At 59.5% G+C, this 11465-nt stretch carries 10 protein-coding genes and 1 pseudogene; 8 read left to right on the top strand and 3 right to left on the bottom strand.

Translation table 11 applies throughout. From position 1 onward, the window contains the following. Positions 1-111 precede the first annotated feature (111 nt). The 7 genes and pseudogenes from AC3IUE_RS18235 to AC3IUE_RS18205 all read left to right on the top strand — a co-directional run. Positions 112-1542 carry an amino acid permease gene (locus AC3IUE_RS18235; RefSeq protein WP_056741599.1) on the top strand — a complete coding sequence of 477 codons (1431 nt, stop codon included), beginning with the start codon at positions 112-114 and terminating at the stop codon, positions 1540-1542. A 60-nt stretch (positions 1543-1602) separates the two neighbouring features. After that, complete coding sequence (locus AC3IUE_RS18230) at positions 1603-2493, top strand: LysR substrate-binding domain-containing protein (protein WP_056741600.1); 891 nt, start codon at positions 1603-1605, stop codon at positions 2491-2493. A gap of 16 nt (positions 2494-2509) precedes the next feature. Beyond that, positions 2510-3889 (top strand): threonine synthase, encoded by a 1380-nt coding sequence (gene thrC / locus AC3IUE_RS18225; RefSeq protein WP_489263194.1) that lies wholly within the window; start codon positions 2510-2512, stop codon positions 3887-3889. Between the two features lie 22 nt (positions 3890-3911). Next, the gene (locus tag AC3IUE_RS18220) at positions 3912-4349 is read left to right on the top strand and encodes an Lrp/AsnC family transcriptional regulator (RefSeq protein WP_489263193.1); all 438 of its coding nucleotides are present in this window, start codon (positions 3912-3914) and stop codon (positions 4347-4349) included. 176 nt (positions 4350-4525) lie between these two features. Further along, entirely contained in the window at positions 4526-5569 is a 1044-nt protein-coding gene (locus AC3IUE_RS18215; protein WP_489263192.1) for a homoserine dehydrogenase, read from the top strand. A 10-nt stretch (positions 5570-5579) separates the two neighbouring features. Further along, positions 5580-6992 carry an aldehyde dehydrogenase family protein gene (locus AC3IUE_RS18210; RefSeq protein WP_489263191.1) on the top strand — a complete coding sequence of 471 codons (1413 nt, stop codon included), beginning with the start codon at positions 5580-5582 and terminating at the stop codon, positions 6990-6992. A 288-nt stretch (positions 6993-7280) separates the two neighbouring features. Next, positions 7281-7499: pseudogene (locus AC3IUE_RS18205) on the top strand (acetoin dehydrogenase dihydrolipoyllysine-residue acetyltransferase subunit); the annotation flags it as partial. A gap of 1 nt (position 7500) precedes the next feature. Here the strand turns inward: AC3IUE_RS18205 and AC3IUE_RS18200 are convergent. Both AC3IUE_RS18200 and AC3IUE_RS18195 read right to left on the bottom strand, forming a co-directional pair. Then, positions 7501-8232, bottom strand: a complete 732-nt coding sequence (locus tag AC3IUE_RS18200) for a hypothetical protein (protein WP_489263190.1) — start codon at positions 8230-8232, stop codon at positions 7501-7503. Between the two features lie 113 nt (positions 8233-8345). Further along, on the bottom strand, positions 8346-9011 hold the full coding sequence (locus AC3IUE_RS18195) for a type 1 glutamine amidotransferase (protein ID WP_489263189.1): 666 nt from the start codon (positions 9009-9011) through the stop codon (positions 8346-8348). Positions 9012-9202: 191 nt separating this feature from the next. Here AC3IUE_RS18195 and AC3IUE_RS18190 point away from each other — a divergent pair, with 191 nt between their 5' ends. Next, positions 9203-10111: a LysR family transcriptional regulator gene (locus tag AC3IUE_RS18190; protein WP_489263188.1), complete on the top strand. Its 909-nt coding sequence runs from the start codon at positions 9203-9205 to the stop codon at positions 10109-10111. On the opposite strand, the gene AC3IUE_RS18185 is transcribed toward AC3IUE_RS18190, so the two are convergent. Next, positions 10108-11463 (bottom strand): amidase, encoded by a 1356-nt coding sequence (locus tag AC3IUE_RS18185; RefSeq protein WP_489263187.1) that lies wholly within the window; start codon positions 11461-11463, stop codon positions 10108-10110. The genes AC3IUE_RS18190 and AC3IUE_RS18185 overlap by 4 nt on opposite strands. Between the last annotated feature and the right edge of the window lie 2 nt (positions 11464-11465).

The raw sequence follows: 11465 nt of genomic DNA, 5'->3' as shown, positions 1-11465 counted from the left end.
GGCGTTCATGAAGTGGAATAATAATAAAACTAGTGGCGACCTGTTTTTACTCTGCCCCGTAACTCATCGCAGACGTTAATGCGCGCCCTAACAACTTTCATGAGAACAACCATGTCCATAAAAGAAGAACAACTCAACACACGTACCGGTTTTAAACAGGAAATGCAGACGCGCCATATTGTCATGTTGGCATTGGGTGGTGTCATTGGTACCGGGCTGTTTCTCACGTCCGGGTACACCGTGAACCAGGCCGGTCCGTTGGGTGCGGTTATCGCTTACATCATCGGCGCACTCATGGTTTACATGGTCATGATGTGCTTGGGCGAATTGGCGGTACAGATGCCGGAAACCGGTTCGTTCAGCACTTATGCCACGCGTTTTCTCGGACCCGGCACCGGCTATACCGTGGCGTGGCTGTATTGGCTGACCTGGACTGTGGCAATCGGCTCTGAATTTACTGCCGCTGGGATTCTGATGGCGCGTTGGTATCCGGATACACCGGTATGGATTTGGAGTGCGCTGTTCGCAGGCTTGGTGTTTCTGACCAACGTGATATCGGTGCGCTTGTTCGCTGAGACCGAATTCTGGTTGTCACTGGTCAAAGTGGTGACCGTGGTGGTGTTTCTGCTAATCGGTGGTGGCGCGATTCTCGGCCTGCTGCATATCGATCAGGCTCACAGTATCGGGCTGAGCAACTTCACTCGCGAGGGGCTTTTTCCTACCGGTTTCATGCCGATTGCCATGACGTTACTGGCGGTTTCCTTTGCGTTCTCCGGCACTGAACTGATCGGCATCGCCGCGGGTGAAACCAAGGACCCCCAGCGCAATGTGCCGCGTGCCATTCGCACTACCGTGCTACGCCTGGCAATCTTTTTCGTGGGGACCATTTTCGTCCTGGCGACCTTGTTACCCCGTGAACAGGCCGGGCTCGTAGAGAGTCCATTCGTCACCGTGTTCACCTACATCGGGATTCCGTACTCCGCAGACATCATGAACTTCGTGATCATCAGTGCCTTGTTGTCGGCCGCCAACTCCGGTTTGTACGCTGCCTCACGGATGCTCTGGACCCTGAGTGACCAAGGTCACCTGCCCAAGCAGTTCTCGGCCTTGACCCGCATGGGCACACCACTCAACGCCATTATTGTCAGCATGGCCGGTGGTGCTGCCTCGTTGCTCAGCAGCGTGTTTGCCGCCGACACCATCTATCTGGCACTGGTGTCGATCTCCGGTTTGGCAGTGGTGGTGGTGTGGATGAGCATCGCCGCGAGCCAGATTGCTTTCCGCCGTCACTATGTGGCCAATGGAGGCGATGTCCGCGACCTTAAGTTCCGCGTCCGGGGTTATCCGTGGGTGCCGTTGGGAGCGCTGGTCTGCTGCAGCCTGGCGTGTGTCGGGATTGCTTTCGACCCTGAACAGCGGGTGGCTCTGTACTTCGGTTTGCCATTCATCGCCTGGTGCTATTTCGTGTATTACATTACCCGCAAAAGCCGCGAGCGACGCTTGTCGGTTACCCCCTTGGCACAACCGTCCGATGCGTTCTAGGCACTGTCGACGGGGTGGGCAAGCGTGCTCGGTGGAGGGGGCGTCATTGAGGTTCAGACCATGAAGCAAAAGACGTTACCCCCATTGAACTGGTTGCGGGCATTCGAGGTGTCCGCCCGTTGCCTGAACTTCACTCACGCTGCTGAAGAACTGTTTTTGACCCAGGGTGCGGTAAGCCAGCAGATCCGCCAATTGGAAAGCCATCTGGGGGTGGCGCTGTTCAAGCGTTTGCCCCGTGGCCTGGGGCTGACCGAGGAAGGTCAGGCCTATCTGCCGGTCGTGCAGGATGCAATCACTCGACTGTCGGTGGGGACCAACGAGATTTTTGGCCAGCACAAACGCCGGCCGATCAAGGTGCGCGGCAGCCTGGCGTTTTTCGTGCACTGGCTGGCACCCAAGCTGGTGGATTTTCGCCAGGCCCATCCACAGGTCGACATCCGCTACATCAGCAACATCTGGGTTAAAGAACTGGATGGTGAGGACGACATGGAAATTCGCTGGGGCCATGGTCAATGGCCCGGCCTGGTGTCGCAGCGCCTGACTTGGGACACCTTGTTTCCGGTCTGCTCGCCAGCCCTGATGGCGAGCTCGCCGCTGACGGTGCCGGCGGACGTGGCGAACCATCCGTTGTTGCATGTCCTGGGTTACGAAGAGGGTTGGGGTTACTGGTTGAACATGGTTGGTGCGGACACCGTCGATTCGTCGACCGGCATGCAGTTCGACACACTGATTTCCACCTTGCGCATGGCCGAGTTGGGACAGGGGATTGCCCTGGCCCGGTCCTCGATGGTTGAAGAGATGCTTCAGGACGGACGACTGGTCGAGCCTTTCGACCAGCGCATCGAGGCCAGCGAGTCTTTTTACCTCGTACGCGGTTCCGGGGCCGACCAGCACCCTGACGCGGTCATGTTTTCCACCTGGCTGGTCGAGCAGGCACATCGTTTCAAATGAATGGCCGGAGCCAACCATGCGCTATGTAAGTACCCGAAATTCGGCCGTTCAGGTCGATTTCGAAAGGGTCGTGTTGTCTGGGATTGCCGAGGACGGTGGGTTGTTCGTGCCGCTCGAACTGCCACTGTTCGAACCGCAGGACATCGCCAACTGGTCGACGTTGCCCTATGACGAACTGGCCTATCGAGTGATGAGTCCGTTTGTTGGCGAAGCAATCCCCGAGGCAGACCTCAGATGCATGCTCAAGGAGGCTGGCAGCCAATTCAGCCATCGATCCCTGGCACCTTTGCATCAGGTGGATCGCAACGAATGGGTGCTGGAGCTGTTCCATGGACCGACCCGCTCCTCGAAGGATTTTGCCGCCCAGTTGCAGGCACGGCTGGTGCAATACTTTCTGCGCAAACGCGGGCGTCGCGCGGTGGTGCTCGGTGCCACCAACGGCGATACCGGACTCGCCGCCATCGAGGCATTCAAGCACTGCGACGAAACGGACGTGGTGGTGTTTTACCCGGAGGCAGGTGTACCGCAAGACCAACTCCAGCATCTGCAAGCGGTGGCGCATCCCAAGGTTCATCAGTTCGCAGTGAATGGCAGCTTCGACGAGTGCCAGGCCATCGTCACCCGGCTTTTCCTTCAGTGGCCGTACACGCAGCACGAGGCGATCAGTTTCAACTCCAGCAACTGGGTCAGTGTGTTGGCGCAACTGGTGTTTTATTTCCACGCCGTGCTGCAACTGGGGGGCGGTCAGCGTCCGATTGGTTTCAGCGTGCCAGCCGCGAGTTTTGCCGAGGTCTATGCCGGTTACATCGCGCAGAAAATGGGCTTGCCGATCATCCAGATAATCGTTGCGACCAACCAGAATGACGCGTTGCATCAGTTGTTTCTGAAGAACCACTACTCCAGGTTGCGAGCCAACAAGACCTTGTCGCCGGCCATGGACCTGTCGATCTTTTCTAACCTGGAACGTTTTCTCTGGGAGCTCTACGGGCATGACGATCAGGCCGTGAGCGCGCTGATGGCAACGTTCGAATCCAGCGGTGAGATGACCATCGCCAACGAGTTCTGGTTGCAGGCACGGATGTTCATCGACTCTTACGCGGTCAGTGATGAGGAGACGCTGAAGGAAATCACCTCGCTGTATCGCGACACCGGTTACGTCATCGACCCGCATACCGCCACCGGTGTCCTCGCGGCCAGGTTGTATCGCCGAAGCCTGGTGGCGCCGATGGTTACCCTGGGGGAAATCTCGCCGGCCAAATCGGCGGTGCTGCTCGGCGAGCTGGGGATCAGCACGCCGGCGCAACACAGCCCGGTCGCGACGCAAGGGCCGGCGCAGCTTTACCGGATTCAACCGGACGACCTCGACACCATCCATCAGCTGCTCGGCGCGCTGTGAAGGCGCAGCAACAGGAGGCCAAGTGAAGCGAATTCTGGACCCTCTCGATGAACACATCATCGCGGAACTGCGGCTCAATGCCCGGGCTGCCCACGCCGAGCTGGCGGCGAAGGTCAACCTGTCGCGCAATGCCGTGCGCCAGCGCATTGAACGGCTTGAGCGCGACGGGGCGATACAGGGTTATACGATACGCACGGGGGAGGGGCGACAAGCTTCTTCGAACATCAATGCGGTGATTTTCGTCTACCGCTATGACCGCATGCGCGGCGCGGAAGTGCTGCTGGCCCTGCGGGCAATACCGGAAGTCATTCAGTGCGATGTGATGAGTGGCGAGTTCGATCTGATGCTGCGGGTCGGCGCTGCCAGTCCGGAGCGGGTGCATAAGGTCTGGAATGAAATCTCCGCGTTGCCCGGGGTGGAAAACACCGTGACCTCATTCGTGCTGTCGTCCGTCGTTTAACCCCTTTGTCGTTCTGAAAAAAGCCAACCTGTGTTGGCTTTTTTTATGCTTGGCGTTTTGCCCGGGTGCTGGTCAAAACGCCCAAAAAATAGAGCAAATTGGCCTATCTCACTGCCCTGGTCGCGCCCCTAACCTAGAGCCCAACAACCCATCACCCGGATCAAGGGCATAAAAAAATGACTGAATACAAACTGGCGCTGGTCGGCTTCGGCGGTGTGAACCGGGCATTGGCTCAGATGATTGCCGAACGTAACGAAAACTGGAAAACCGAACTGGGTTTTACCCTGAAAATCGTTGGCGTGACCGACCTGTTTCTCGGCTCGGTGATTGGCCGCGAAGGGCTGGACGCCGCGTTGCTGGCCAAGCTGCCGGCAGTCAAAGGTGCATTGGCGCAGTTGCCGGGTGGCGCAGCTGAGGCCCTGAACGAAGCGGTGATCAAGGATTGCGGTGCAGACATCATTGCCGAGGCCACCTTCACCAATCCGGTGGACGGCGAGCCGGCCACCTCGTTCTGCCGTTGGGCGCTGGAACGCGGCAAACATGTAGTCACCACTAACAAGGGACCCATTGCCTTGCACGGCGCCGAGCTGAAAGCACTGGCCCGACGCAATAACGTCGCCTTTGAATACGAAGGTTCGGTGATGAGTGGCACGCCGGTTATTCGCGTAGCCAAGCAGTCGCTGGCAGGCAGTTCGATTGTCGGTTTCGAGGGGATTCTCAACGGCACGTCCAACTTCGTTCTTACCTGTATGGAAGGTGGGTTGGGGTTTGCCGAAGCGGTCAGTAAAGCTCAGGAGTTGGGGTACGCCGAAGCCGATCCGACGGCGGATGTCGAGGGGCATGACGTGCGCCTCAAAGTGGTGATCCTGGCCAATGAACTGCTGGATGCCAAGCTGAACGTCAGCGATGTCAGGTGCAGCGGTATTTCCTCACTCGACCTTGGCGACATCGAAAAAGCCCGGCAGGACGGGGCTCGCTGGAAGCTTATTGGCGCGGCCACGCGGCATGCCGATGGTTCGATCAGCGCCAGTGTCGAACCGCGTCTGTTGAAACACGATCATCCGCTGGCCGGTATTTCCGGCGCGACCAATGCCGTGTCGTTTACCACCCATCTGCTCGGCGCGGTGACGGTTTCGGGGCCGGGGGCAGGGCGCATGGAAACAGCGTTTGCGCTGCTGTCTGACATCATCAGCATCCATCAGTCTGTTGCACACAACTAGGAGAATGCCTGTGAACCTATCGCGTCTGGCCCCGGCTGTTGTGGAGCCACAAATCGAAGTCTTTAACCCCTTTGACGGCACCGTCATCGGGACCGTCGCGGATGTCTGTGCGTCGCAAGTGCCGCAGTTGCTGGAGACCGGGCGCAGCGGTGCGCGAGTGTGTGCCGGGTTACCGCGTCATCGTCGGGCACGCATTCTCGAACAAGCTGCATTGAACATCGAGCGTGATGCCCAAGCGTTTGCCCGGCTGATCGTCGCCGAAGCCGGCAAGACCTTCAAGCAGGCTGAAAAAGAAGTCAAACGCTGCGTCAACACCCTCAAGCTTTCTGCCGAAGAGGCCAAGCGTAATGCCGGGGAAGTGGTGCCTTTCGACGCCTATGAGGGCTCCGAGTCGCGCCAAGGCTGGTTTTCCCGCGAACCCTTGGGCCTGATAGTTGCGATCACCCCGTACAACGATCCGTTGAATCTGGTGGCGCACAAGCTCGGTCCCGCCATTGCCGGCGGCAACGCGGTGATTCTCAAACCGTCTGAGCTGGCGCCGTTGTCGGCCATCAAACTGGTGTCGTATCTGGTCATGGCAGGGCTACCCGAATCGGTGGTCACGGTCGCCACCGGGGGGGCGGAACTGGGCAAGGCCTTAGTGGCCTCACGTGAGGTGCGGATGATTTCCTTTACTGGCGGCTTCGTCACCGGGGAGCAGATTGCGCGCACGGCCGGCCTGAAGAAGCTCGCCATGGACTTGGGCGGCAATGCGCCGGTGATCGTCATGGGCGACTGCGACCTTGAGGCCGCCGTCGAGAGTTGCTTGTCAGGGGCCTTCTGGGCAGCGGGGCAGAACTGCATAGGCACTCAGCGTTTGCTGATTCAGGCGTCGATTTATGAAGCGTTCCGTGAGCGTTTTGTCAGCCAGGCCAAGGCGCTTGTGAACGGCGACCCTATGCGTGCCGACACTGATATCGGCCCGATGATTACCCCGCAAGCTGCGCAGAATGCCGAGCAAGTGGTGAACGACGCGTTGCAAGAGGGCGCCACATTGCTCTGCGGCCATCGGCGCCAAGGCTCGTGCTACGCCGCTACGGTATTGGAAAACGTCGATCATTGCAGTCGGCTGTGGCGCACCGAAGTCTTCGCGCCGGTGGTGGTTTTGCAGCTTTTCGAAACCTTCGATGAGGCCATCGCATTGGCCAACGAGCCCGAATACAGCCTGCATGCGGGGATCTTCACCAATGATCTGGCAACGGCCATGAGCGCCGCACGAAGAATCGAAGCCGGTGGCGTGATGATCAACGACTCCTCCGACTACCGCTTCGATGCGATGCCGTTTGGCGGCTCCAAATACGGCAGCCTGGGCCGGGAAGGGGTGCGCTTCGCCTATGAGGAAATGACCCAACCCAAGGTGGTGTGCCTGAACACGCTGGGTTAATCGATTCGAGGAACATCTAATCAGGTCGTTTTGCATTGGGAAGGTCTGGTCACCCGCCCAATGCATTTTTTTTCTGGCGATAGCTGCATTTATTACCACGAGAACTGGCCGAGTTGTTCCAATTGCTCGCCTGTCTTGTCGCGCAATGCCTGAGCCAGGGCGATCAGCAACTGCGAGCGTTGATCAGCGGGTTTGCTGCGCCAAGTGCAGAAGCCGGCAGCGGCACGGGAAAGAGCGGCGTCCAGTACCGATGCGGATTCGAACGGGTAGCGGCGGATCTACTCACCGTTGGGTGCGTTGCTCGGCATCGTGGTCGACGGCGAGGCTAGCGAGGCGGAGATCGATGCGGTGGTCGAGCAGTTTCAAGCCGCGTTCGTGCCCGGTGACGGTGCCGAGGAAGACAGCGGGCCGAAACCGCAAAAGGTCGAGCTGGACGGACGGTTGATCCGTTACTTCGAGCGCTACGAAGGCAGGGTGCCGTTGGTGCTGATTTACGACGGTGGAGGTGTCACGGATCAGGCGCACAGCGCCAACCGCCAGCTGGAATGAATGTGCCGAGTGAAGACATGACGGCTTCATTGGCGAAAATATCCGGGGCAAACGGGTCCGCCGATGATGGCAGCAGGCATTGGCCAGTTTTGGCGGGGAGCGTTGAGCACTCGATTTTCCATGGGGTTTCTCCGGCGTGATGCCGGCCAAAAGACAGTTCGCAGGCGAACAGGGAAACAGGGTTTATTGAGCTTTCGAGTTGGCTGAACGTTTCGCGCAAATGAGGGCCCGGTGTCAGCGGTGTGGGGCGGCTGGCGGCGAACAGAAAATAGTCCCCGACCAATAGCAGGCAGCCCTGACGCGATGGCTCATTCATCGCTTGCAACCATTGGCCACGACAAACGCCGAGGGAGTCGGGCAAGCGATCCCATATTTCGTAGTAGCTTTCGTCCAGAGCGGTTTCGATCAGGCACTCACTGGTTTCAAAGTGCATGCGACCAATGTCTTCAGCGCCACTGACCGGCTGATAGTCCATTTTGCGATGCCATTGGCAAATGTCGGCGTCTATCTGGGTCACCCCGGCGAAACCTTTCTGTTCGCACAACGCCAGATGTTGAGTGTGGCTGAATTCTTCGAGCGCCAGACTTGGGAGCGGAGTGGAGGGGATTCGCAGGTCGGCAAACAGTCGCGGTGTCTGTAGCCAATACACGGCCGTTTCGCTGTCTGAACGCCCTGAGCGGTGCTGGATCAAACGCCGCTTCCATACGCCTAGATAACATTGCGCAACCTGATGCATTGATATTCCCTGTTTTACGCGTCGCGTTTGGTTCTCCACCTGTCTTCATCGACTCAGTGGTGTCCCTCTCACTTCGACCATGACGCCGACCAACGATCGAGTAATCCGAAGAACCACTGATGCATACGGGCGTAACAGGCTTCATCCGAAGGTGAGGGCATAGGTAGTGGCGACTCGGCAGCAAAACGGCGGTTGAGTGCATTCACAATCTGCGGCGTCCATTCCGGGTGAAACTGCAGCCCAATCATCTCATCGCCGACAGAGTAAGCCTGGTTCTCCCAGTCTGATCCCCTGGCCAGATGCCTGGCCCCAACCGGCAGCGCAAAACCGCGTTCGTGCCACTGCAGCACCTGCATGTTATGCCTGTCATCCTCACCATCCTCAATGAACTCCACCTCGCACCATCCACCCTCAGGGTGGTCGATGGGGGCAACCTGCGCCCCGAGCCGATCAGCGAGCAGTTGCCCGCCCAGGCAGATACCGAGCACCGGCTTAGCCTTGCGCAGCAAGTTGCCAAGCCAGACCTTCTCCTGCTCCAGCCAAGGTGGGCAATCCGCCCCTACCACATTGAATGGTCCTCCCAACAACACGTAGGCATCGTAGTCTTCGTGCGTCGGCAACTGCCCTAGATCACCGCGAAACAGTTCGATGGCGACATCACGACCCAAAGCCCAATCGGCCAGGGCGCCAGGGCCTTCTTCTGCCAGATGCTGAATGCAAGCGATCTTCTTCATGTGGCGTCCCCAAAAATAGCCAATACGAACTCCAAAGCGTGCATAGCAAACTCCTTACCGCAGGTCGGGACAAAGTGGATTGTGCGTATCAGACCCAGCATCGCCTCTCCTTGCCGAGGCAAAAAACGTTCGCTATTCTCCGCCATCAAACTTGCTTTTCAATCCACGAATATTCAACAACTATTGAACAAATGGAAACATTCGATCTAGCGACCCTGCGCCAATTCCTGGCCCTTGCGCGCCACCAAAACCTGTCCGATGCCGCTTCGGAATTGCACCTGAGCCCGAGTGCTCTGTCCAAGGGGCTGAAGAGACTGGAACTAGCCTTGCAGACCACGCTGTTCGACCGCCAAGGGCGCAATCTGCGCTTGAATGCCGACGGAGCGCGCTTGCTTGATCGGGCTGCGGCGCTGATGGCCAATGCCGATCAGATGCGCAGTGAGTTTCTGGGGACTCGCGGTAGTTTCCACTGCCGGATCTCCGGGCCGGCGCTGTTGCAGTTGAATTGGGGACGGCGCATAGCCAGTTTGATCGGCGAACGCTTTCCCGGCGCTCAAGTGGCTTTTGGCAACGAGAAGGAAGACGAAGCGCTCAGTGCCCTGGCCCGCGGTGAGGCGGATCTGGCACTGGTGACCACGGCAGCGCTTGGGGCTCTCGACCCGCGCCATATCGCACTGAACATCGGACTGACCCGCTTTGAAGTGGCCGTCGGCGCAAACCACCCGCTCACCCTCGCAGGCAACGGACCACGCGCCACGGTGACCGAGGTTCTGAAATACCCCTTCGTGGTACCTACACAGCCGCCGTTTCGCGGGCTGCAAGGTGGGCCGGCCACCGACGGCTGGCGTGACGATCAGCAACCGCGCATCATCCGTTACCGCAGCGATGACCTTCTTTTGGTTGATGGCCTTGTACGCGCGGGGTTGGCTCTGGCCTACCTACCGGACTATGCGCTGGCCGAACTTCAGCTGTTACGGCTCGATCTGACTGACAACCCGTTCTCTTGCACCCAACAGGTGGTGCTGGTTTATCGCCCCAGCACCGCCAGCGGTTGGCTCAATTATGTGGTTGAAGCGATGAAGTCCGAGGCGGTTACCTAGTCCCGCACGAATCGCTGCGCCATCACCCGCAACAAACGATCATCCTCTCCCGCAGCGCCAATCACCTGCAGTCCCACCGGTAATCCCCTCAACAGTCCCACCGGCAGGCTGATCGCAGGCAGCCCGGTGAGATTCCAGGCACTGGTATGGCTGAGCAACGCGGCGCGCACATCGATGTCCTGCTCACCCACCCGGACCTCGCGCGAATCGACTGCTGTCGCGGTAATCGGCACGCTGGGCGAGACAAGAAAGTCATAGCGCTCGAACAAGCGCGCCATCGCCCCCTTGAGCCGTGCTTGGCTGGCTTGTGCGCGGATGTATTGCCAGCCCCTGACTTCACGCGACAATTCGAGGCGCTCGCGCACCTCCTGCTCGAACGTGTGCGGTGCATCCTGCATGCGCTCGGCATGCACATCGAAAGCCTCGGCGCGTTGCAGCACCAGCAAAGTGTCTTTCATTTCGGCCGCCAGCGGCACCAGTTCAGCAGTATCTTGCAGCGCCTCGCCAAACAGCTGCTGCGCCGCCTGGTAGACCTGCCGATCCAGCTCGGCGTCGACCGGGCCGAAGCTACCGGTGGTGATCCAGCCAACCCGCAATGGTCGAGAGTTGGCCGCCGGTGCACAAACTCGCCCAGCCACCACTTCGAACAGTAGTCGCGCATCCTCGACGTGGTTGGCGATCGGGCCCACGTGGTCGAGGCTCGACGACAGCGGGAACACCCCCTCCAGCGGCACACTGGCAAACGATGGCTTGAAGCCGACCACTCCGCACAACGCCGCCGGAATACGGATCGATCCGCCGGTGTCGGTGCCCAGCGCCAACGGCACCATGCCGCTGGCCACCGCAGCGGCGCTGCCGGCGCTGGAGCCGCCAGTGATGCAGCTGGCATCCCAGGGGTTACGTGCCGCGCCCTGCAGCGAGCGATCGCCTGTCGGACCGTAGGCGAATTCGTGGGTCAAGGTCTTGCCGACAATGACCGCACCCGCCTCGCGCAGGCGCTGCACGCACAGCGCGTCGCGGCTCGGCTTGAAGCCTGCGAAATGCGCCGAACCGTAAGTGGTGACGTGGTCGAACGTGTCGATATTGTCTTTGACCGCCACCGGTATGCCGTGCAGCGGGCCCAGGTCCAGGCCCTGGGCAAACAGCTCGTCGGCCTTGCGCGCCTGGGCCAGTGCCACGGGTGCATCGACATGAACGAAGGCGTTTAAGGTCGGATTCAGGCGCTCGATGCTGTCCAGGGCTGCTTGGGTCAGCTCGACGCTCGTCAGGCTGCCCGCGCGCAGGCGCTCGGCCAGCGCGATGACCGATTGACCAAAAAAAGATCCAACGTGAGGGGGCTTCGCCAGGCTCATAC

The organism is Pseudomonas sp. GL_093, from assembly GCF_057837605.1.
The sequence above is the reverse complement of the archived record's forward strand: the minus strand, read 5'-3'. Positions and strand labels throughout refer to the sequence as shown.

What these genes read in the sequence shown, in the direction of transcription:
- AC3IUE_RS18235 (WP_056741599.1), top strand. Translation starts at nt 112, where the DNA reads ATGTCCATAAAAGAAGAACAACTCAACACACGTACCGGTTTTAAACAG.
- AC3IUE_RS18230 (WP_056741600.1), top strand. Translation starts at nt 1,603, where the DNA reads ATGAAGCAAAAGACGTTACCCCCATTGAACTGGTTGCGGGCATTCGAG.
- thrC (WP_489263194.1), top strand. Translation starts at nt 2,510, where the DNA reads ATGCGCTATGTAAGTACCCGAAATTCGGCCGTTCAGGTCGATTTCGAA.
- AC3IUE_RS18215 (WP_489263192.1), top strand. Translation starts at nt 4,526, where the DNA reads ATGACTGAATACAAACTGGCGCTGGTCGGCTTCGGCGGTGTGAACCGG.
- AC3IUE_RS18195 (WP_489263189.1), bottom strand. Translation starts at nt 9,011, where the DNA reads ATGAAGAAGATCGCTTGCATTCAGCATCTGGCAGAAGAAGGCCCTGGC.
- AC3IUE_RS18190 (WP_489263188.1), top strand. Translation starts at nt 9,203, where the DNA reads ATGGAAACATTCGATCTAGCGACCCTGCGCCAATTCCTGGCCCTTGCG.
- AC3IUE_RS18185 (WP_489263187.1), bottom strand. Translation starts at nt 11,463, where the DNA reads ATGAGCCTGGCGAAGCCCCCTCACGTTGGATCTTTTTTTGGTCAATCG.